This is a genomic window from Qipengyuania sphaerica (assembly GCF_019711595.1).
GTDB classification, from domain to species: Bacteria; Pseudomonadota; Alphaproteobacteria; order Sphingomonadales; family Sphingomonadaceae; genus Qipengyuania; species Qipengyuania sphaerica.
On record NZ_JAIGNR010000001.1, the window covers coordinates 585,250 to 606,667 of the forward strand.

23 protein-coding genes are annotated in these 21,418 nt (G+C 64.4%); 7 read left to right on the forward strand and 16 right to left on the reverse strand.

Translation table 11 applies throughout. The features are described from left to right. The first annotated feature begins 29 nt into the window (after window positions 1–29). A complete protein-coding gene (locus K3178_RS02960; protein ID WP_221569887.1) occupies window positions 30–815 on the forward strand; it encodes an SDR family NAD(P)-dependent oxidoreductase in 786 nt (261 codons plus the stop codon). Window positions 816–843: 28 nt separating this feature from the next. Here K3178_RS02960 and K3178_RS02965 read toward each other — a convergent pair whose 3' ends face one another. The 6 genes from K3178_RS02965 to K3178_RS02990 form a co-directional block, all read right to left on the reverse strand. Next, window positions 844–1,815, reverse strand: a complete 972-nt coding sequence (locus K3178_RS02965) for a copper resistance protein B (RefSeq protein WP_221569888.1) — start codon at window positions 1,813–1,815, stop codon at window positions 844–846. After that, window positions 1,812–3,605 carry a copper resistance system multicopper oxidase gene (locus K3178_RS02970; protein ID WP_221569889.1) on the reverse strand — a complete coding sequence of 598 codons (1,794 nt, stop codon included), beginning with the start codon at window positions 3,603–3,605 and terminating at the stop codon, window positions 1,812–1,814. The genes K3178_RS02965 and K3178_RS02970 overlap by 4 nt, the downstream gene beginning before the upstream one ends. A 73-nt stretch (window positions 3,606–3,678) precedes the next feature. Continuing rightward, window positions 3,679–4,878 (reverse strand): pyrophosphate--fructose-6-phosphate 1-phosphotransferase, encoded by a 1,200-nt coding sequence (locus tag K3178_RS02975; protein WP_221569890.1) that lies wholly within the window; start codon window positions 4,876–4,878, stop codon window positions 3,679–3,681. A 63-nt stretch (window positions 4,879–4,941) separates the two neighbouring features. Continuing rightward, a complete protein-coding gene (locus tag K3178_RS02980) occupies window positions 4,942–5,394 on the reverse strand; it encodes a GNAT family N-acetyltransferase (RefSeq protein WP_221569891.1) in 453 nt (150 codons plus the stop codon). Between the two features lies 1 nt (window position 5,395). After that, entirely contained in the window at window positions 5,396–6,043 is a 648-nt protein-coding gene (locus K3178_RS14130) for a hypothetical protein (protein ID WP_247713493.1), read from the reverse strand. After that, window positions 6,040–6,453, reverse strand: a complete 414-nt coding sequence (locus K3178_RS02990) for a rhodanese-like domain-containing protein (RefSeq protein ID WP_221569892.1) — start codon at window positions 6,451–6,453, stop codon at window positions 6,040–6,042. The genes K3178_RS14130 and K3178_RS02990 overlap by 4 nt, the downstream gene beginning before the upstream one ends. Window positions 6,454–6,543: 90 nt before the next feature. Here K3178_RS02990 and ftrA point away from each other — a divergent pair, with 90 nt between their 5' ends. From ftrA to K3178_RS03005, 3 genes are all read left to right on the forward strand, one after another. Beyond that, a complete protein-coding gene (gene ftrA, locus K3178_RS02995) occupies window positions 6,544–7,509 on the forward strand; it encodes a transcriptional regulator FtrA (RefSeq protein WP_221569893.1) in 966 nt (321 codons plus the stop codon). A 139-nt stretch (window positions 7,510–7,648) separates the two neighbouring features. Further along, window positions 7,649–8,521 (forward strand): crotonase/enoyl-CoA hydratase family protein, encoded by an 873-nt coding sequence (locus K3178_RS03000; protein ID WP_221569894.1) that lies wholly within the window; start codon window positions 7,649–7,651, stop codon window positions 8,519–8,521. Between the two features lie 64 nt (window positions 8,522–8,585). Next, window positions 8,586–9,056: a MarR family winged helix-turn-helix transcriptional regulator gene (locus tag K3178_RS03005; RefSeq protein ID WP_221569895.1), complete on the forward strand. Its 471-nt coding sequence runs from the start codon at window positions 8,586–8,588 to the stop codon at window positions 9,054–9,056. Between the two features lie 51 nt (window positions 9,057–9,107). Here K3178_RS03005 and K3178_RS03010 read toward each other — a convergent pair whose 3' ends face one another. From K3178_RS03010 to K3178_RS03040, 7 genes are all read right to left on the reverse strand, one after another. Further along, window positions 9,108–10,100 carry a type II secretion system F family protein gene (locus K3178_RS03010; protein WP_221569896.1) on the reverse strand — a complete coding sequence of 331 codons (993 nt, stop codon included), beginning with the start codon at window positions 10,098–10,100 and terminating at the stop codon, window positions 9,108–9,110. A gap of 19 nt (window positions 10,101–10,119) precedes the next feature. After that, window positions 10,120–11,091, reverse strand: a complete 972-nt coding sequence (locus tag K3178_RS03015) for a type II secretion system F family protein (RefSeq protein WP_221569897.1) — start codon at window positions 11,089–11,091, stop codon at window positions 10,120–10,122. An 88-nt stretch (window positions 11,092–11,179) separates the two neighbouring features. Continuing rightward, on the reverse strand, window positions 11,180–12,424 hold the full coding sequence (locus tag K3178_RS03020; RefSeq protein ID WP_221570761.1) for a pilus assembly protein CpaE: 1,245 nt from the start codon (window positions 12,422–12,424) through the stop codon (window positions 11,180–11,182). A gap of 9 nt (window positions 12,425–12,433) precedes the next feature. Beyond that, entirely contained in the window at window positions 12,434–13,087 is a 654-nt protein-coding gene (locus K3178_RS03025) for a CpaD family pilus assembly protein (protein ID WP_221569898.1), read from the reverse strand. 14 nt (window positions 13,088–13,101) lie between these two features. After that, window positions 13,102–14,679 carry a type II and III secretion system protein family protein gene (locus tag K3178_RS03030; RefSeq protein WP_221569899.1) on the reverse strand — a complete coding sequence of 526 codons (1,578 nt, stop codon included), beginning with the start codon at window positions 14,677–14,679 and terminating at the stop codon, window positions 13,102–13,104. 38 nt (window positions 14,680–14,717) lie between these two features. Further along, window positions 14,718–15,788 (reverse strand): Flp pilus assembly protein CpaB, encoded by a 1,071-nt coding sequence (gene cpaB / locus K3178_RS03035; RefSeq protein WP_221569900.1) that lies wholly within the window; start codon window positions 15,786–15,788, stop codon window positions 14,718–14,720. A 90-nt stretch (window positions 15,789–15,878) separates the two neighbouring features. Then, on the reverse strand, window positions 15,879–16,592 hold the full coding sequence (locus K3178_RS03040) for an A24 family peptidase (protein ID WP_221569901.1): 714 nt from the start codon (window positions 16,590–16,592) through the stop codon (window positions 15,879–15,881). Between the two features lie 68 nt (window positions 16,593–16,660). Here K3178_RS03040 and K3178_RS03045 point away from each other — a divergent pair, with 68 nt between their 5' ends. From K3178_RS03045 to K3178_RS03055, 3 genes are read left to right on the forward strand one after another with little or no spacing between them, the layout of a single operon-like run. Further along, window positions 16,661–17,662 (forward strand): alpha/beta fold hydrolase, encoded by a 1,002-nt coding sequence (locus K3178_RS03045; RefSeq protein WP_221569902.1) that lies wholly within the window; start codon window positions 16,661–16,663, stop codon window positions 17,660–17,662. Beyond that, window positions 17,659–18,756, forward strand: coding sequence for an NAD(P)/FAD-dependent oxidoreductase (locus K3178_RS03050; RefSeq protein ID WP_221569903.1), 1,098 nt, complete (start codon window positions 17,659–17,661; stop codon window positions 18,754–18,756). The genes K3178_RS03045 and K3178_RS03050 overlap by 4 nt, the downstream gene beginning before the upstream one ends. A 60-nt stretch (window positions 18,757–18,816) precedes the next feature. Continuing rightward, entirely contained in the window at window positions 18,817–18,993 is a 177-nt protein-coding gene (locus K3178_RS03055) for a YegP family protein (RefSeq protein ID WP_221569904.1), read from the forward strand. A gap of 3 nt (window positions 18,994–18,996) precedes the next feature. Here K3178_RS03055 and rnhA read toward each other — a convergent pair whose 3' ends face one another. Genes rnhA through ispH form a run of 3 tightly spaced genes read right to left on the reverse strand, consistent with a single transcriptional unit; the run spans window position 18,997 to window position 21,418 of the window. Beyond that, window positions 18,997–19,446 (reverse strand): ribonuclease HI, encoded by a 450-nt coding sequence (gene rnhA, locus K3178_RS03060; RefSeq protein ID WP_221570762.1) that lies wholly within the window; start codon window positions 19,444–19,446, stop codon window positions 18,997–18,999. Between the two features lie 28 nt (window positions 19,447–19,474). Next, entirely contained in the window at window positions 19,475–20,431 is a 957-nt protein-coding gene (thrB, locus tag K3178_RS03065) for a homoserine kinase (protein ID WP_221569905.1), read from the reverse strand. After that, complete coding sequence (gene ispH, locus K3178_RS03070) at window positions 20,432–21,418, reverse strand: 4-hydroxy-3-methylbut-2-enyl diphosphate reductase (protein WP_221569906.1); 987 nt, start codon at window positions 21,416–21,418, stop codon at window positions 20,432–20,434. It lies immediately after the preceding gene.

Genomic DNA, 21,418 nt, shown 5'->3' on the forward strand with positions numbered 1-21,418 from the left:
AAATACCCCCATTCGAGAGGAAGTTTGAAATGGAAGTCAGCAGCAATACCCCCGCAGTCGTCACCGGCGGCGCATCGGGCCTCGGTGAAGCCACCGCCCGCGCGCTCGCAGCCAAGGGCGCCAAGGTCGCCATCTTCGACATGAACGAGGAAAAGGGCGAGGCCGTCGCCAAGGACATCGGCGGCGTGTTCTGCAAGGTCAATGTGATGAGCGACGAGGACGTCGACGCCGGTTTCGCCAAGGCGCGTGAGGCGCACGGCCAGGAACGTATCCTCGTCAACTGCGCCGGTATCGGCAACGCCATCAAGACCGCCAAGCGCGACAAGCAGACGGGCGAGATCAGCCACTTCCCGTTGCAGGCCTTCGAATTCGTCATCCAGGTGAACCTGATAGGCACCTTTCGCTGCATCGCCAAGTCGGCAGCGGGCATGATGACGCTCGACCCGCTGAGCGACGACGGCGACCGCGGCGCCATCGTCAACACCGCATCTGTTGCGGGCGAAGACGGCCAGATCGGCCAGGCAGCCTATTCGGCATCGAAGGGCGGCGTGATCGGCATGACGCTCCCCATCGCGCGCGACCTGATGGGTGAAGGTATCCGCGTGAACACCATCCTGCCGGGCATCTTCAACACCCCGCTGATGAACGCCGCCCCGCCGCAGGTGAAGGAAGCGCTGGCAGCCAGCGTCCCGTTCCCCAAGCGCCTCGGCAATCCGGAAGAATATGCCAAGCTCGCCATGACCATGATCGAATGCGGCTATTTCAACGGCGAAGACGTCCGCCTCGACGGCGCTATTCGCATGGCCCCTCGCTGACGCTCAGGGTTGGCCGCATGGCTCCGCGCTAAAACCAGGCCCTAAGGCCGAGCAAGAATTTGAGGCCGTCGGGGTCTTCCCCGGCGGCCTTTGCTATGTCGGCCGTGTCGCCCAGCTTGGCCTCGTATTCGACGCCGATATAGGGCGCGAACTCGCGGGCGATTTCGTAACACAGGCGCAGGCCCGGCTCGATCTTTGTGATGCCGGCCCCGATCCCGCGTTCGGGTATATCCTGCGCGGCCAGTTCGAGCTCGATGCGCGGCTGGACGATCAGGGATTGCGTGATTTTCTGGTCGTATTCGCCCTCGATCCGCGCGGTGACGTCGCCGCGATCGGAGAGGAAGAGGGCGCCGTCGACATGCCACATGTAGGGCGCGAGGCCCTGCACGCCGAGAACGAGGTGGCTCCGCGTTTCGGGTTCCAGATCGAGCCGCACGCCTGCCTGCAAATCGAAAAACGGGCCGATGGCATGGCCCCAGAGCGCCTGCACTTCGGCATCCTCGATCCCGCCGCCGAATTCGCCCTCGCCCTCCGATTTCAGGACGAACTTGTCGATATCGCCGCCATACCAGCCCTGCATGTCCCAGATGTAGCCGTCTTCGCCCTCGCCGAGCCGAGCTTCTAGCCGCTCGACCATCAGCATGCCGGTTTTCATGTCGCCATGCGTGGCGTGATTTTCCGCGCGTGCCTCTGCCATCGTCTCCTCGCCGAAGATGCGATCGGCGGCGTGCTGCGGACCTTCGAAGGCTTCGGCAGGAGGTGGGCCTGCAGGCACATCGCCCACGGTATGCGCCGAATGGTCCATCGCCTGCGGCTGCGTCATGTCGGGCAGCACGAACGGCTTGGGCGCCTGCTGGTGCTGCGAGTGGTCTTCGGCCTGCGGCTCCTCTTCCGGCTGCTGCTGGTGCGCGGAATGGTCGCCATGCGCCGAATGATCCTGCGCGGCGAGCGGGGCGGCGGCCAGCATCAACGGCGCCAGCGGAATAAGCCGCACGGTCATGCGCCTTCCTCCGGCGCGGGGAAGGGCCGCACGGTAACGGTCTGCATCATCCCGGCATGCATGTGGTAGAGCAGGTGGCAGTGGAAAGCCCAGTCGCCCGGCTCGTCGGCGGTGAGGTCGAAGGTTGCGGTGCTGCCCGGCTGGACGATCACCGTGTGCTTGAGCGGCTGGTTCATCATGGCCGCGCCGTTGACCAGCTCGAAGAAATGGCCGTGGAGGTGGATCGGGTGCGCCATCATCGTGTCGTTGACCAGCTTCACGCGCACGCGCTCGTCATAGGCGAAGCGGATCGGATCGTCGGTTACGGCAGAGAACTTCTTGCCGTCGAAGCTCCACATGTAGCGTTCCATATTGCCCGTCAGGTGGATTTCGAGACTGCGCGTCGGCATGCGGTGGGGGTTCATCCGCGCAGCCTTGAGGTCGGTGTAACGCAGCACGCGGTGCTTGACCTTGTCGAGGCCGAGGCCAGGGTAATCCATCCGGTCCATCGGCATGGGCGCAACCATGTCGAGGCCGGGGCCGACCTTCACGTCCGGCGGAAGCTTGGACGTATCGCGCATCGAATGATCCATCGAGCCATGGTCCATCGCAGGCATCGCTGCGCCCCCGCCGTGGTTCATGCCGGAATGGTCCATCCCGCCATGACCGCCGCCATGCGCATCGTGGTTCATTGCGCCGCCGTGTGCGCCGTCCATCGAACCCATGCCCATGTCCGCCATGGTCAGTGTGACCGGCTCGCGCAGCTTGGGCGGCGTCGCGCGGTGGCCCGCATGCGAGGTCAGCGAGGCGAGCCCCATTCCGCTGCGGTCCATCGCCTCTGCCACCAGCGCGTGGCTGCCTTCCGGAGGGGTGACGATAACATCGTAGGTTTCTGCCGTGGCGATCTGGAATTCGTCCACCTCGACCGGCGACACGTCCATTCCGTCGGCCGCGATCACCGTCATCGGCACGCCCGGAATGCGGACGTTGAAGAAGGTCATGGCCGAGCCGTTGATTACGCGCAGCCGGATGCGCTCGCCCGGAGTGAAAAGGTATTCCAGCCCGTCCATCGGCCCGTGGCCGTTGACGAGGAAGGTATAGGTATCGCCCGTCACGTCCGAGATATCGCGCGGGTTCATCCGCATCCCGCCCCACATCAGCCGCTCCTTTAGCGGCATGTCGCCTTCGGTTGCGGTCTGCATCTGGCGGTTGAAGTAATGCTCGCCGACCTTCAGCAGCCGTGCGATCTCATGCGGGTGGCGAGGGGTGAATTCGCTCAGCAGCACGACATAATCGCGGTCGTAGCGCGGATCGGGTTTCGCGCTTTCGATCACGATCGGACCGTAATGCCCCGCCTGCTCCTGCAGGCCCGAATGCGAATGCCACCAGTAGGTGCCGCTCTGCCGGATGGGGAAGTCGTAGGTGAAGGTCTCGCCCGGCTTGATGCCCGGGAAACTGACGCCCGGCACCCCGTCGAACTGGAAGGGCAACAGCAGCCCGTGCCAGTGGATCGAGGTGTCCTCGGCGAGCCGGTTGGTCACATCGATGCGGACCTTCTGTCCCTCGCGCAGCCGGACCAGCGGGCCGGGGACAGTGCCATTGACGGCCACCGCATGCCCCTTGCGCCCGCCGACACCGAAATGATGCTGGTCGACCGTCAGCGCGATCCGTTCGCCCGACACCTCGCCAAAGCCCTGCCTGGCATGGGACAGGCTCTCGCCACGCGCCCAGGCGGGAAGGGGAAGCGACGTAGCAGCGCCCAGCCCGACGATGCTGGTCAGCACTCTTCGGCGATTGATCGGAAAGTCCATGAACACTCGGATTTCGGCGACGGTTCGCCGCATATAGGGGCGACGTAATGCAAAGCCAATTGTGTAGGAGACGTCAGGCCTGCCCTAGTTCGCCCAGCAATTCTCGGAACCAGCTTTGCGTTACGTCGAAGGCCTTGCCGCCCTTGATCCGCTCGAATTCGATCACGCGCAATTCGTCGCCGCGCTCCTCGTCGTGGCCGACGACGCCGCTGGTGCCGGCGAGGGCGGCATCCACGGCGAGACGGGTGCATTGCTCGATCAACTCGCGGTCGGAGGCATTGGCGGGCGCCGAGCGCGAGAAATAGCCGCTTTTCTGCACCAGCACCTTCTCCGCGCCCAATTCCTTCGCGAAGCGGTCGGCGAACCATTGGCCGGGGTTGATCTTGTCGAGCTTCACATGGCCGAAGGCATCGCGCGGAATGTCCTCGCCGGCAGCCTCCATCTCGGCAACGATCTCGCCGACGCCGGCGCCTTCGGAGATGAACAGGTTCACCCCGCCATGTTCCGCCATGATGGTGCGCAGGCGCGCGACTTCGGTTGCCAGGTCGAAGGGGCGCTCGGGGATATAGACCCCGTGCACGTCCCAGCGCGCGGAGGCATTGTCGACCCATTCGGCGAAGGGCGCAGTGCCGACCCATTCGTGATGCGCGCGGGCCGTCGCTGCAGTGAGCCAGCCGCAATGCCTGCCCATGACCTCGTGGACGATCAGCATGTTCGGATTGGCCGAGAATTCGGCGATGATGTTGCGGGCATAGAGCGCGCCCTGCTCGGCAGCAGTCCATGCGCCCAGTGACTGGCGGATGGGAACGACGTCATTATCGATCGTCTTGGGCAGGCCGACCACGGTGAGGTCCGATCCGATGGCCGCCAGATGCGCCTTCAAATCGGCGGCGGCGGTGTTGGTATCGTCCCCGCCGATCGTATGGAGGATGTCGATCCCTTCGCGCTTCAGCTGCTCGGCGGCAACGGCGAGCGGGTCCTGCCCCTCCTCGACCAGCCCGCGCTTCACGCAATCGGCGACATTGGTCAGCTTAACACGGCTGTTGCCGATCGGGCTGCCGCCAAAGGCGTGCAAGCGGCCCGCATTGGCACGCACATCGTCGGTCGCCTCGATCCAGTTGCCCGTGAGCAGCCCCGCATAGCCGTTGCGATAGGCGACGATGCGCACATCGGGAGCGATCTCGCTATAGCGTTCGATCAGCCCGCCGACGGCAGAGGACAGGCAGGGCGCAAGGCCGCCTGCGGTGAGCATGGCTACGGTTTTCTCTCCCATCCCCGCGTTGTGCCAAGCGCGCGGGCGCAAGGCCAGAGCCATGACTACGAATGCACGGGGCGATCAGCCGAGCGGCAATTCCCACTGCTCCCATTCGCCCAGAACGCGGCCACCCATGCTGCGATAGAAGGATTTCGCCTTGTCGTTGCCGGCCAGGACGAGCCAGCGGATGCGGCTCGCCCCGATCCGCCTCGCCTCCGCTTCAACGGCTGCGAAAAGAGCCGCGCCCGCCCCCGAGCCGCGAGCCTCGTGCTCGACGAACAACTCCTTGAGCACCAGCGTGGGCCGAAGATCGAAGGTCCAGTCGATGCGGTAGGTGACCGCGATCCCGACCGCGACGCCATCGGACCATGCAAGGCGGCAGCGGAACGGGGGATTGGCCGATGCAAGCGCCGCGGCAAGGTCCCCCTCGGTCACGGCGAAATCTTCGAGATAACCTTCGAACCTGGCCAGAGCCCGCATCAGTTCGAGCGCGCGCGGCTCGTCGCCGCGCGTCATTGGACGGACTTCGATCATTTCAGTATCGTCCGGAGGGCAGGCGATCGGCGAGAAATGCGTCGATGTCCGGCTGTTCGCCCATCATGTGCCGAATCCATGCGGCACGTTCATGCTCGACGATCTTCAATTCCCAGACGCAGCCGACCAGGCTCGTATCGGCGGGCTCGAAGTTCCATTCGCCCACGGGGGAACGCGCCATCAGCCCCCGCAATATCCCGCCGCCGGTCCACCACTGGGCGAGCAGCCACAGGCCCTCGGTGCCGCGGTGGACGATGATATGGCCGTAGGCGCTGTCGTCGATCGTCCAGACGTGAGGGCAGGCGCGGGCAAAGCCACGCACCGCGCTCTCCGCCTCCGCGCCGTCGAGCAGGTCATCGGATGCATCGACGAGGTAGAACTTGAACCGCGATGTCCCGATTTCTAGAATTCCGTAATCGCGATAGCTGCGCGGCGCGTAGAATTCGCGCCCGTCACGAAAGGCGAGGGGATCTCTGGCCGGGCGCGGCGCCTCGATCGCCTCATCGAAAACCTCGACTGCCCGGGCGAACTTGTCGCGGCAGCCCGGGTTGCAAAAGCCGACCGTTTGCCCGCGATATCGGGTGAGGGAATCGGGCGAGACAGGATCGCCCGACCAGGGGCATGACGCGTTGATGGCTGACGGCATCATGCTGCCTCGGCGGGTGTTTCGCTCTCGAGGGCGAAACCTTCATCGATCCAGCCGGTGATGCCGCCGGGCATCGTCTTCACCGGCAGGCCCAGCTGTGCCAGCCGCAGCGCTGCGCGCGCCGCGCCGTTGCAATGCGGGCCCGCGCAATAGGTGACGAAAAGTCCTGCATCGGCGAACTGGCGCATCTTGGAGGCGATGATCTTGCCATGGGGCAAGTGGACGGCACCTGGCACATGGCCCTTCGCAAAGGCTTCGGGGCCGCGCACATCGAGCAGGACGAAGCCTGGATCGCCCGCACGCAGGGCTTCGTGGACATCCCAGCAATCGGTTTCCTTGGCGAAAAGCGACGCGAAATAGTCGGCTGCCTGCTCGCTGGGGAGGGCGGGCACGGCGGTTACGGCATTCGGCATGTGGACGATCTCCCGTGAGTAAGTCTGCGCTGGACTTACAGGAGGGGATCGGGCAGCCAAGTGGCACTAATGACAAGTAACGTGAAGATAATGCCAAAAGCATCCCGCAATCCGCATGACGTCGTCGCTCTCGTGTATGACGATCTGTGCACCTTCGAATTCTCGATTGCCGCGGAGATTTTCGGCCTGCCGCGTCCCGAATTCGCAGGCGAGTGGTATCGCTTTCGCACTGCCTCGGAAAAGCGCGGAGCCTTGCGCGCAAACGGAGGACTCACGGTGGAAGCGCAAAGCGACCTGTCGATCCTGCCCGAAGCGGGGACCATCGTCATTCCGGGCTGGCATACGCGCGATGAACGTCCGTCTCCTGCGCTTCGCGAGGCGCTCCTCGATGCCCATCGCGGCGGCGCCCGCATCATCGCGATCTGCTCGGGCACCTTCCTGCTCGCCGAACTCGGCCTGCTCGATGGCACGAGGGCGACCACGCACTGGCTCTATGCCGACAAGCTCGCGGCGCGCTTCCCGCAGGTTGAGGTCGAGGAGGACCGGCTCTTCGTGGGAGACGGATCTGTCTATACCTCTGCCGGTTCGTCCGCGGGGATCGACCTGTGCATGCATATCGTTCGCGAGGACTGGGGATCGCAAAAGGCGAATATCGTCGCCCGGCGGCTGGTGATGGCTCCGCACCGCGATGGCGACCAGCGGCAGTTCATCGCCGCGCCGGTGGCGAGCGCGGAAGGGGACCGCCTTCACGATTTCCTCGAGCGGCTGCGCGACGATCACGGGGTCGGATGGACGATCGACCGCATGGCGAGCGAGGCGGCGATGAGCAGGCGGACCTTCATCCGCCGGTTCCGCGATGCCACCGGGGAAACGCCGGCAGCCTATCTCGGCCGCTTGAGGGTCGAGAAGGCGAGGACCCTGCTCGAACAGGGCACCGCGCGCCTCGACGATATCGCGGAAGAAGCCGGTTTCGGATCGCTCGCGACGATGCAGCACCATTTCCGCAGCCGGGTGGGTTGCAGCCCGAGTTCCTACAGGCGCAGCTTTACCGGCTGAGCGCGCCGCGCTTTCCTACCCTGTGGCTCCCGGATACCGATGGCAGGTGCGGCCCTGCTTTCAGTCACCCGATTGTTTTTCCGCCCGGACCGTGTTCCATGTGTTCCAGGCTGACGGATGCGCCGGAGAGGAAACCCAAATGACCGACTTCACCCAGATCAAGCTCGACATCGCCGATGGCATTGCCACCATCACGCTGCATCGTCCCGAAAAGATGAACGCCTTCACGCGGGTGATGATGCAGGAACTGATCGACGCGGTGGACGTCACGGATGCCGACGACAGCGTGCGTGCGGTGATCGTCACCGGTCATGGCGACAGGGCGTTCTGCGCCGGCGCCGACCTCACGCCGGAGGGCGGGGGCCATGTGTTCTCCGATCCCAATCCGGTGGAAGACCTGTCCGACCCCCGGGTGCGCGATGGCGGCGGGCGGCTTACCCTGCGGCTGTTCAACTCCAAGAAGCCTCTGATCGGCGCGTGCAACGGGGTGGCCGTCGGCGTGGGAGCGACGATGCAATTGCCCTTCGATATCCGCCTTTGTTCCGACAATGCGCGTTTCGGCTTCGTCTTTGCGCGGCGCGGAATCACGCCGGAGGCGGCGTCGAGCTGGTTCCTGCCGCGCCTCGTCGGCATGCAGACCGCGCTCGAGTGGTGCATGACGGGGCGGATTTTCGATGCTGCCGAGGCGAAGGAGCGGGGGCTGGTGCGTTCCGTCCACACGCAGGGCGAACTGATGGACGCGGCAATCGGCATCGCGCGCGAGATTGCGGACAATACTTCTGCCGTCTCGGTGGCGATGACGCGGGCCATGCTCTGGCGTCTTGGCGCGGGCGGCCACCCGATGGATGCGCACAGGATCGACAGCCGCGCGATCTATCGCCTCAGCCGCAGTAACGATGCCAAGGAAGGCATCGCCAGCTTCCTCGAGAAACGCCCACCTGCCTATCCCGATACGGTGGGCGAAAACATGCCCGACTTCTATCCCTGGTGGGAAGAACCCGGCTACGAGTAGTTGCAAGTGAGATAGTCACACCCGCAACCTTGCCAAGCGCGCCGCTTTGGCTAGGACTGGCGGCATGACTGCACGCAAGCCTGCCCAGCGCCTCGCCGACTTCCTGCCGTACCAGCTTTCGGTCGCCTCGAACGCTGTCTCGACGCGGATCGCCGAGCAGTATCGCAAGCGTTTTGCATTGAAGACCACCGAGTGGCGGATCATGGCGGTGCTGGGAGACAGCGGCCCCACCACGCAGCGCGAACTCAGCCAAGCGACGCTGATGGACAAGGTCCCGGTCAACCGTGCTTGCAAGACGCTGGAAAGTCGCGGGCTTGCGCAGCGCAAGCCCAATGCCAAGGACGGCCGCTCGCACCTGCTCGAACTGACGGCTGAGGGTCGGGCGGTGCACGCCGGCATCATGCCGCTCGCGCGCAAGATCGAAGCCGAGCTGTTTTCGGTGCTGAGCGATGAAGAGCGCGTCCAGATGCGCGACATGCTCGCCCGGCTGCGCGAAAATGCGGGCGAGTTCGATGCAGAAAGCCTCGCCGACTAGTTAAGTCGACGAGGCTTTCGCTTCGGGTTCCGAATTTGGGTCTGGCGACAGCTACTGCGTCATGAAGCTGTCGGAGATGTCGCAGGCCGCCGGGCCGAGAATGACGATGAACAGCACCGGCAGGATGAACAGGATCAGCGGCACGGTCATGATGGCCGGAAGACGCGCGGCCTTTTCCTCGGCGCGCATCATGCGCTCGTTGCGGAATTCTGCCGACAACACACGCAGCGCGCTGGCGAGCGGGGTACCGTAGCGTTCGGTCTGGACCATGGTGGTGACCACGCCCTTCACCGCTTCGAGGTTCACGCGATAGGCGAGATTGTCGAAGGCTTTCTTGCGTTCGTTGAGGAACGAAAGTTCAATCGCGGTGAGCGCGAATTCGTCGCCCAGTTCGGGATAGGCGCGGCCCAGTTCCTTTGCGACGCGGTTGAATGCGGCGTCCACGGTAAGGCCGGCCTCGGCGCAGATGACCAGCAGGTCGAGCGCGTCGGGAAGGCCCTTGCGGATCGCGTCGGTACGCTTGGAAGCGAGGTTCGACAGGTAGATTTCCGGGCCCTTGTAGCCAAGGAAGACCGTAAGGCCGAACGCGGCCACGCGTTTGAATTCCCAATCGGGGAAGAGTTCGATGCCGTACAGGAGAATGGCGGCGATCGTGCCGAAAACCAGCGGCAGGATCATGCGCAGGCCGATCAGGATAACCGCGACTTCCTTGTTGCGGAAACCTGCCCAAGCCAGCTTCTGCTGCATTTCCTTGACCTGGCTGTCCTGCAGCACCTTCATGCTGCCCAGCGTGTCGCGCACCTTGTCGGTGGTATTGGTCTTGCGCACCAGGCTCGTGCGTTTCTTGGCGCTGGCGGTGACGAGGCCGAGTTTCAGTTCTTCGCGACGTCCCTCGAGCGCCTTGACGCGCTTGGCCATCGGATCCTTGATCGTGACCGCGGTATAGATCGCGAAGAGCACGGCCAGCGCGGCAATGCCGGCGAGAATCGAGCCGACGAGAATGACGTCGAAGCCGAGGAGAGTGGGGCCGGTTCCGGTTTGCATGATACTTTTCCCTGCTCGCTCAGATTTCGAAGCTGACCATCTTGGCCATGATGCCTGCGCCGATGCTCATCCATACGAGGCCGCCAAGGCCCGTCACGATCAGTCGATCGTCGCTGAAGAAGCCGCCGACATAGAAGGGATTGATCCACCAGATCATGCCGAAGACGATGAAGGGCAGCGCGCCGACGATGTAGGCCGAGGCTTTGGATTCCGAGCTCATGGCGCGGATCTTGAGCTTCATCTGGGCACGCTTGCGCAGCACGTCCGACAGGTTCGACAGCGTCTCGGCGAGGTTACCGCCGGTTTCGCGCTGGATGGCGAGCGTGATGCAGAAGAAATTGAATTCCGGGATCTGGAGCCGGTCTGCCGTTTCCTGGAGCGATTCCTCCATCGTCCGGCCGATCTTGATGCGCTCGACGATGCCTTTGAATTCCTGGCCCACCGGACCCGGCACTTCCTGCGCCACGACCGCGAGAGTTTCGGTGACGGGAAGGCCCGAACGAAGGCCGCGAACCAGCAGTTCGATGGCGTCGGGGAACTTCACGTTGAATTCGTTGGTGCGTTTCTTGATGGCGCGGGAGACCACGAAGTGCGGGATGCCTGCGCCGGCAAATACGCCGACTGCCAGCGACAGGGCGATCGAGCCGCTGCGCAGGAACATGATGACGGCGATGACCAGCCCGACGCCGAGCGATGCATAGGCATACTGGCTAAGCGTCCAGCCCTTGCCGGTACGGTCGAGCCGCATGGCCAGTGCTTCGAGGCGAGAGCCCGAGCCCGCCCTGCGGAACTGCTTGGGCTTGCGCGCGGCGATGGCCTTCTTCAGCTGCGATTCCACCTTGGCATCGGTACTCTCCGAGTGCCTGTAGCGGAGCTGCTGGAGGCGGCGCTGGCTGTTCTTGCCCGCGTTGGGGCCGGCAAATGCGACATAGCCCAAGACGAGCAGGACCAGAATGCCGCCAGCAATCAATACCAGCTGGATCGTGTTCATCTAACCTACTCCGTCCCGTCCGTTCATTTCCGTTCCGGCCCGGGCGCGCGAGGTTACTTGCCAGCGCGCGCCCTGCCGGGTGTTCGATTTAGGCGTCAGCCTTGTCCTTCTTGGCCATCAGGCCCTTGAGGTCGAAGAGCGACTTCTTGCCGCCGCCAGCTTCGGCTCCGTCTTCGCCCTCGGTATCGCCGAGACCGATGATCTTCGAGGCGACCTGCTTGATACCGCCCGAAACCTTGCTCGAGCCATTGGCGTCGACGAAGGTCTTGCCCAGCTTCGCGGCAATGCTCGCTGCCTTCTGGTCGAGCGGGATCGAGACATCGATCTTGCGTTCGATCGAAGCTTCGAAGTCCGCCTTGCTGATCTCTGCGGTGCCGGCCTGCACCTTGTTGGCGACCACCATGGGGGTCACGTGGCCGGCATTGGCCTTCAGCCAGCTCAGCACGCGGATCGTGTCGCGCGCCGAGGCGAGCGTCATTTCGCACACGACTACAGCGATGTTCACATCGTTGAGGACATGCGGGAAGTTGATCAGCATGTTGCGCGGCAGGTCGACCAGCGTCATCTCGAAGGCGTGGCGGAATTCTTCCTGCAGCTGCAGGAAGGCCGCGCCGTCGGTCATCAGCGGCGAATTGATCGGTGCCTCGGCCGAAAGGATGGCCAGGTTATCGTTGGCGCGGATCATGGCGCGTTCGATGAACAGCCCGTCGATGCGGCTGGGGTTGTCGATCGCATCGGTCAGGCCGCGGCCCGGCTCGAGGTCGAGCGTGAGGGCGCCGGTGCCGAAGTGGACGTCGAGGTCCAGGAGGGCGGTCGGCATCTTCTTGTCGGCGCTGTAGTGCCATGCGAGCGAGGTGGCGAGGGTGGAGGCCCCGACGCCGCCGCGCGTTCCGATGATGGCAGTCGAGATGTGACGCTTGACGGCATCGGACTCGACACCGCGCGGAGCGGCGAAGACCTGCTGCGCGGCATTGAGCGAATCGCGCAATACCGAAGCCGAAAGCGGCTTGAGGAGGTAATCGTTGATGCCGCTCCCGAGCAGGTCGCGATAAAGGCGCACGTCGTTGACCTGGCCGATGGCGATAACCACCGTGCCCGGCTCGCAGACCTCTGCCAGTGCGTTGATGTCGTTGAGCGGATCACCGCTTTCCGACAGATCGACCATGAGGATGTTCGGGCTGGCCGAAACCGAGAGCGACTGGACGGCGTTACGCAGGCCGCCCTTGTTGCACTTTTCCGGCTGCCAGCCGAGCTCGATCACCACCGGACGCAGGACGTCCAGCGCGGTTTCGTCGCAAATATAGGCTGCGAATGGATCGCGGTTTCCGGGCATGCTCATGGCTTACTTGCCTCCTCCAGCCGTACTGGTTTCTGCTAGGCCACCTTCGCCCGTCGGGGCTTGTTCGCGATAGCTTTCGATCGCCTTGGTGGACGTGGTGACGATGGTTTCGCCCGTGCCCTGCTGGCCCTGGACGAGGTCCTCCGGATTGGCGACCATTGCGGCAAGGTTGCCGTAGACCGCGCAGCCGTAGTTCGGATTGGTTGCGTTCTTGTCGTTGCCTTCGGCCGTGTGCGACCAGTCGGGGCAATCGGGCACCGATGCGGTGGTGCGGGTGATGACCACGCGGGCCTGGCCCGGGCCGACCTGGCCGGCCGTGACCGGCGTGCCTTCGGCGACGAGGATGCCATAGCGTCCGGCAATGGTGGCGATATCGTCGCGCACGGCCAGGTTGTAGCTGCCGTCATCGATCGAGACGCGGTCGCCGTAACGCAGGTCCATGGTCTGGAACCAGCCGTCGAGACGCTGCTGTTCGGAAACCGGCAGGCCCGAAGCGGTAGTGTTCAGGTCGAGCACGTAGTTCGAGCGTTCGACCACCGGCTGCTTGGCGCTGTAGAGCGTGCGGTTGTCCATACTGACACCGCCACACGCGCTAAGCGTCAGGGCGAACGTGACTGCCAGCGGAGCGGCGAGCTTGCGAGTGTTGATGATACGCATTGTTCTCGTCTCCCTTATTCGAAGCTGAAGCCGGGCTTGGCAGCCGCGGTCTTCTCGGTGCGGCGGGCTTCACCCGTGGCGGCGAGCTGCTCGTCCTGCGGACCAGGAGCGCGCGACACCTGCGGCGCAGCGGTTTCGTCGCCACGTGCGGTCGGAACCGGACGGGCCGCACCCGGAGCTGCCTCGCCTTCGCGATACTGCAGCAGGCGCTGCATTTCGGTGGGCTTGAGGTAGCCGTCGGTAGGCAGGCGGATGTCGTTGGCATTCACCGGCTTCACGAGGTACGGAGTGACCACGATCACAAGCTCGGTTTCGCCACGACGATAGTTGGTCGAGCGGAACAGATTGCCCAGGATCGGAATATCGCCGAGGCCCGGCGCCTTCTCGATCGTGTTCTGCGAGCTGTTGGACAACAGGCCGGCGATCATGAAGCTCTGGCCCGAACCCAGCTCGATCGTCGTTTCCGCGCGGCGGGTGACGAGGGCAGGGACCTGGAAGCCGTTGAGGTTGATCGACCCCTGGCTCGACAGTTCCGAAACCTCGGGGCGAACGCGCATCGAGATTCGGCCGTTGGCGAGTACCGTCGGGGTGTAGGCCAGGCTTACACCGTAGTTCTTGTACTCGATGGTGGTCGTGCCCAGACCCTGGCTAAGCGGGATCGGGAATTCGCCACCGGCGAGGAACTCGGCAGTTTCGCCCGACAGTGCGGTCAGGTTCGGCTGCGACAACGTGGTTACGAGGCCCTGCGTTTCCGCAAGATCGAGCGCGCCGATGATGTCGAGACCCAGCAGGCGTCCGGCGAAGCCGAGCGTGTTGCCGATGTCCGAGGCAGCGACCGACGGGCCGGTCACTTCGGTAACAGCGCCAGTAGCATCAACGCCGACACCGGTGGCAGTGACGCCCACGCCGAGCGGGCCGCCGTAAGTGAACTTGCCTTCGTTCGCCAGGAACTGGCCCTTGCCGACACCGAACTGGAAGCCGCTGGTAAAGTCGGCGGTGGCAAGGTTCACACCCAGCGCACGGACGACCGAACGGCTGACTTCGGCGATGCGGACCTGCAGGTTGACCTGCAGCGGCGTGGCCATGCGAAGGCGGCTGATGACGTTGGCGCCGTCACCCACATAGGCCTGGACCAGTGCCTGGGCATCGGCTGCATCTTCGGGAGCCGCGACCGTGCCGGTCAGCAGGATGGTGTTGGTGCCCATCGTAGCGACGTTCACCTTGGCATTCGGCATCGCGAGGTTGAGCATCTGGTCGATGCTGGAGATGTTCGAACCGACGCGGACCTGGGCGGCCCAGATGATATCGCCTGCCGCATTGCTGGCATAGACGGTGGTTTCACCGCCGGACTTGCCGAACAGGTAGAGCTGACGCTGCGACTTGATCTGCACATCGGCAACGCCATCGTTGACGATGAAGACATCGGCCATGGTGCCCGGAACGTTGACCAGTTCGCCGCGGCCGATCGAAAGGACGATCTCCTGGCTCGGGGTCACGACCGTCTGGGCGGTGGCGACGCTCGTCGGAGCGGCTGCGATCGGTGCAAGCGCAATACTTGCAAGCAGCAGTTTGGTGGTAAGACGACGTTTCATGGAATTGCCCCCTGAATGGCTTCCTGTCTGTTCTGTTCTCAACGGAGAGTGCTCAGCGCGCTCGGAACGGTATTCGCTACGTTGCGCGTGCCGGTGGCTACCGAGGAGGAAATCCCTCCGGCGCGGCCGACGTAAACCTTCTCGGCGTTCTTGCCGCGGGTCACGATGACCGCCGGGCCTGAGCGAACCTGCTCCTTGCCGGCGTTACCGCCACCACCGCCACCCGAGCGCTGTTCGGCCGGCATCGAGCTGCGCTGGAAGCGCGAGACGTCGCCGCCGGTGACATAGGTGCTCTTGCCATCGTCCGGACGACCGGCGACTTCGGCGAGCAGGCGTTCTTCTTCTTCGGGCGTCGCGTCTTCGGGGATGACGAGTTCGCCAGCCGCGATGGCGCGTTCGAGTTCGCCCTGGCTGTCGGCCAGCGGACGCAGCGCGAGGCTGAGCGTACCGAGCGTCTGCGCAACGGCGACCTTTTCGGCGATCGTCGGGGTGACTTCGAGCGTAACCGTACGGAAAGCGCGAACCTGCGTGCGGCCGTCAACGGTCTTCTGCGTGGTCGACTGGTCGGTTGCGAGGACGCGAAGGTTACGAAGGATGGTTTCCGAGGCTTTCAGCGCACGGCCATCGCCGCTCACCGCCTGGGTAAGGACCATGTCCACGCGGTCGCCCGGGAAAACGAAGCCTGCAACGCCGCTCTTCGCGTCAACCGGAACGGTGATGGCGCGCATGCCCGGCGTAAGGGCTGCAGCAAGGAAGCCGCGGTCGCCCGGGCTCACCAGCGAGCCCTGCGTCACCGGCTCGCCCGCCGTGATATTGTGGCGCACGACGGTGCCGATCAGCTTGGTGACGTCGGCCTCGCCGTCGAGGAAATAGGCATCCTGGACCAGCTCTTCCGGCCACAGCTGATACCCGATGGCATCGGCGGTGATGATGGTACCGGTCGGCAGTGCGCGCTGGGCGACGAGGACCTTGGGGCCCTGTGCTTCGACGACTGCTGCGGCTTCGGCCTGCGGAGCGGCAGCTCCGGCGAACATGCTGCGGGCAACAAGTGCGGTACCGATCGCAACGATCAGAGCACCTACCAGCAGAACCAGCTTCTTCCTATCCATGGCTTTTAAGCCCCCTCGTATGGCCCGTCAGATTCGATTGCGGGCAGCTATGGTTTCCGTTCCTAGGACCCGATTGGTTAAAATCGGGTTTCAGCCTGCCAATGCGGGACCAAATCCCGAAAAGAGACTGCCGCCCACGATCCACAGGCCGGCCATCGAGATGGCGAGGCCGTAAGGAATGCGCGGCGAATGGTTGTGGCGGCGGATGATGCGAATCGATGCCAGGGTGACCACCGCGAGGATCGCGATCGGGATCAATGCGATCAGCACGGCATAGTCGCCGCTCGTGCCGAGCGAATCGACCAGCGGCTGCGGAATGGCGAGCTTGGGACCGCCCAGGACCGCGCTGGCGAAGTTCGCCGCGATCAGCGTGCAGGCAACCAGCAGGGCGGTATCGCGCACGGGCTTCGCGCCCACGACATTGGATCGGGCGACGCCCCAGATACCCATGACCAGCGTCAGCACCCAGCCGAGCATTGCCATGATTAATACCAGGCCGAGGAAATTGGTCGGCGGGAACCACAGAGCCAGTGCGGTCAGCAGCTTCACGTCGCCGCCGCCCATCTGGCGGATTGCAAAGAACAGCGCACAGACCGCGAACGTGGCAGCCGCGATGCCGATCTGGATGCCGACGCCCGGCCACAGGTCGAGCCCGGTCGCCCACCAGAACAGCGGCGCGCCGCCTGCGATGGCGAGGTTCAGCTTGTTGCCGATGGTGCGGCTTTTTAGATCAGTGAAGGCTGCAACCAGCAGCGCCATTGCCAAGGCGCCGAGCAGCACATAGGTGAAAGTCTGTTGGTCCATGACCCGTCCCGGAATAACTTCAGGACGGAACAGCTACAGAAACATGCTTACCAAATGGTAACCATCGCATGGCTGGAAAACGGAGGTTTGCCATTCCCGATACGCTGACGAAGCTTGGCGGCGATCCCATCGACCGCCGCGCCATCCCCGCGCATGCAATCGAAAGCCGCTGGCAGGCGGGCGATGATCACGAATTGCGCCGGATCGACTGGCCCGGTGCGGGCGAGGGCTCGCGTGGCTCGGTTCTCTTTCTCCCCGGACGCGGCGACTTCTTCGAGAAGTATCTCGAGAGCCTCGAAGAATGGCATCGCGCGGGCTGGAAGGTCACTGCCGCCGACTGGCGCGGACAGGCAGGTTCGGGCCGGCTTGGCGACGATCCGCTGACCGGCCATGTCGAGGATTTCGATGTCTGGGTCAGGGACCTTGCGCATTTCTGGAAGAGCTGGAAATCTGACACGCCCGGCCCGCATGTGCTGATCGCGCATTCAATGGGCGGCCACATCATCGCCCGCGCGCTGATTGATCGCGTGATCGATCCCGATGCCGTGGTACTGTCTGCGCCGATGCTCGGCATGGCCGGACCGCCGCTGCCGCTGGCCGTGCTGCATTCGGTGGCGCGGGTGATGGCGCGGATCGGCTCTCCCAAGCGGCCCGCATGGAAGTGGAGCGAGAAGCCGGGCGAGATGCCCGCCCGTCGCCGCGAACTGCTGACGCATGACGACACCCGCTACGAAGACGAACTCTGGTGGCGCGAACACCGGCCCGAACTGGTGATGGGTCCGGGTAGCTGGGGCTGGGTGGAGCGCGCCTATGCCTCGACCCGCGAACTGGAAAAGCCCGGTGCGATGGAGAAGGTGCAGGTTCCGGTGCTGGTGGTCTCGACCTCGAACGACAAGCTTGTGAAGCACGAGGCGGCGGTGCGCGCCTCCAAACGCTTTCCCAGGGGCGAATTGCTCGAGCTTGGCGAGGAGGCCCATCACGAGGTACTGCGCGAAGTCGATGCCGTGCGCGACCGCGTGATGGACGGCATTGCCTCCTTCCTCGACCGGGTGGCCCCCGCCGAACAGTGACGACATTCGATTTCGCCATCGTCGGCGCAGGGATCGCCGGGGCCAGCCTTGCGGCCGAGCTCGCCGAACATGGCGCGGGCGTGCTGCTGCTCGAAGCGGAAGACAGGCCGGGCTACCACGCCACCGGCCGGTCGGCGGCGTTCTGGGAGGAGTGCTACGGCGGGCCCGAGCTGGTACCCCTCACGCTCGCTTCGGGCGATTACCTGCGCGAACACGGCTTCCTGACGCAGAGGGGCGCGCTTTATATCGGGCGCGAGGAGAACGAGCCGGCGCTCGACGATTTCATGGAGCGCTTCGGCCCGACCGGTGCCAATATCGAGCGGCTGGATGAAGCGCGCCTTCATGCGATGCTTCCGGGCCTGCGCGAGGATTGGACCGGTGCGGTCTGGGAGCCGGCCTGCGCCGATATCGATGTCGCCGGACTGCACGCGCATTATCTCTCGCGCGCGAAGAAGGCAGGCGTGCAGCTCGAATGCCGCGCGCGGGTCTCGCATGCCGAGCGCATGGGGGATCGCTGGACGATCGGCTGCGAGGACGACCGGGAATTTGCTGCGGCCAACCTCGTCGATGCTGCCGGGGCCTGGGCGGACGAACTGGCGCGGATGGCCGGCGCACAGCCGCTCGGCATCCGGCCCTTGCTGCGCACCGTCGCGCAGCTGCGGACCTCGCCCGCGCCCGACCCTGACCAACCGCTGGTGCTCGATATCGACGGGCGCTTCTATTTCAAGCCCGAAGCCGGGCGCCTGTGGCTCAGCCCGCATGACGAAGTGCCGAGCGAACCCTGCGATGCGGCGCCCGACGAACTCTCGGTGGCAGAGGCCATCGACAGGCTCGAAAAGGTCGTCGACTGGAAGATCGAGGCGGTCGAGCGGCGCTGGGCGGGCCTGCGCAGCTTCGCGCCCGACCGGCTGCCGGTCTATGGCTGGGACCCGCAATGCGATGGCTTCGCCTGGTTTGCCGGGCAGGGCGGCTACGGCATCCAGACCTCGCCTGCCGCCGCGCGCCTTGCCGCACAGCTCCTCCTCGGCCTCGAACGCGACGACATGACGCGCAGCCTCGACGCCTCGCTTTATGACCCGGGCCGCTTCGCCTAGCCAAGCGCGTATCATTTGTTAGGGTGGGCGTCCCCGAAGACACGGACAGGAGGCCGCACGATGGCGCACCATTTCAAGATCAAGAAGAACAAGGCCGGCGAATACGTCGCTTACTTCATGTACAATTCGGAGCCGATTTTCTGGACCGAGGGCTACAGCTCCAAGGCCAGCGCCAAGAACGCGATTGAATCGGTGCAGAATAACGGCCCCGGCGCGGAAACCGTCGACGAAAGCTGACGCCTAGCAATCCCCGCCAGCGGCGATGGCTTCGGCCGCGTCGCTGGCGAGCTGGTCGACCCGTTCGTTTTCCGGGTGGCCCGAATGGCCCTTGACCCAGTGCCAGGTGACCTGGTGCTTGCCGCGCAGCATGTCGAGTTCGCGCCACAGGTCCTCGTTCACCACCGGCTTCTTGGCGGCGTTCTTCCAGCCCTTTTTCTTCCACCCGTGGATCCACTTGGTGATCCCGTCGATCAGATATTTGCTGTCGGTGTGGAGCATGATCTCGCACGGCTCTCGCAGCGCCGCCAATGCGCGGATGGCAGCGGTCATCTCCATGCGGTTGTTGGTCGTCTGCGCCTCGGCGCCCGACATTTCCTTTTCGTGCTCGCCCATGCGCAGCAGCGCGCCCCAGCCTCCGGGACCCGGATTGCCCTTGCAGGCGCCGTCGGTGAAAATCTCGACCTTCTTCATCGCGCCGCCCCCTAGCGGCTGATCGGCGTCAGTCAAAGGCGGCCGTGCCCTTGTCGGCGTAGAAATCCCACCGTCGCACGAAATCCATCGGGTCCTTGCGCAAGACCTGCGCATCGGCAGGCGTGTCGAGCCAGTCCTCTGCGCGGCTGGCAACGAAGCGCAGGCATGCACCCTGCGCAAGCAGCGGCAGAGCATCGCGTTCCGCATCATCGAGCGGGCGAACCGATTCGTAACCCTCGACCAGCGCACGCGATACATCGGCGTCGAAATCCGCGCCCGTCCGGCCGAAACTCCATGCGGCATGGGTCACGGCGAGATCGTAGGCCATCATGTCGTTGGCCGCGAAATAGAAGTCGATGAAGCCCGAAACCTCGTGGCCCAGCATCAGGACGTTGTCGGGAAAGAGATCGGAGTGGATCACCGATGTCGGCAGGTCGGCCGGCCAGTTTTTGACGAGGTCAGCTGCACGATCGATCACTTCGGAAAGGTGCGGGTCGATCGTCGCAAGCGCGTCCGCGCCGCATCGCTGCAAAATGTCTGCGGTATCGGCAGGGGCGAGATCGTTTCGCCGCGATCCGTCATAATCCTGCGCCGCCAGATGCACCTTCGCGAGGGCGGCCCCCACCGCGCGTGCCTGGTCCGGTGTCGGCTCGTTGGGCGAAACGCCGGGGAGGAACTCGATCAGCGCGACGGCTTTCCCATCCACCTCGCGGAAAGCCGCGCCATCGCGGTCGTGGATCGTCGCGGGGACCGCGCAGCCACCTTCGGCGAGATGGTCGAGCAGGCCGAGGAAGAAGGGCAGCTGCGCCACGTCGATGCGGCGCTCGTACATGGTCAGGATGAAACGCCCGAATGTCGTTTCGACCAGCCAGTTCGAATTGGACACCCCCTCGGCAATACCCTTGGCCGAAACCAGCTCGCCGACATCGTAATGCGCGATCAGCCGGGCAAGCTCTTCCGCACCGAGATGGGTATAGACCGCCACCTATTCGGTAAGCTGGCGCGGAAGCTTGAAGACCATGTTTTCTTCCGCAGCGGCCACGGGGTGTTCTTCGACAAGTCGCCAATCCGACAGGCGGTCGACGACTTCGCGCACAAGCTTTTCCGGTGCCGAAGCGCCTGCCGTCAGCCCCAGAGTGCCGACACCCTCCAGCCATTCGGGCTCGATCTCGTCGGCCCGCTGGATCAGCTTTGCATCGGTGCCAAGGCGCTCGGCAACTTCGACCAGACGCAGCGAGTTGGAGGAATTGGGCGCACCGATCACCAGTACGAGATCGCTCGACGGGGCGATGATCTTGACCGCGGCCTGCCGGTTGCTGGTGGCGTAGCAGATGTCTTCCGCCTTCGGGGCGACGATCTGCGGATAGCGGGCTTCGAGTGCCGCGATGATCTCACGCGTGTCGTCGACCGAAAGCGTCGTCTGGCTGAGGTAGGAAAGGTTATCCTCTTGCGTGAAGGGGAGCGTTGCCACGTCCTCTATCGTTTCGACCAGCGTAATCTGGCCCTCGGGCACCTGACCCATCGTCCCGATCACTTCGGGATGGCCCTTGTGCCCGATGAAGAGGATATGCTGCCCCTTCTCGATCTGGCGCTCGGCCTGTCGGTGGACCTTGCTGACCAGCGGGCAAGTCGCATCGACGTAGAGCAGTTTGCGCTTTTCCGCTTCGGCCGGAACAGATTTCGGCACGCCATGCGCGGAAAAGACGACCGGCACATCGTCGGGCACTTCATCCAGTTCCTCGACGAACACCGCGCCCTTGGCTTTCAGGCTATCCACCACGTAGCGGTTGTGGACGATCTCGTGGCGCACATAGACCGGCGCGCCATATTTCTCGATCGCCCGTTCGACGATCTCGATGGCGCGGTCGACACCGGCGCAGAAACCGCGCGGTGCCGCGATCAGGAGCTTGAGGGGCAGGCGCGGATCGTTGGGTGCCGATTTTTCACCCGTGGATTGAAAGGGAGCGTTCAT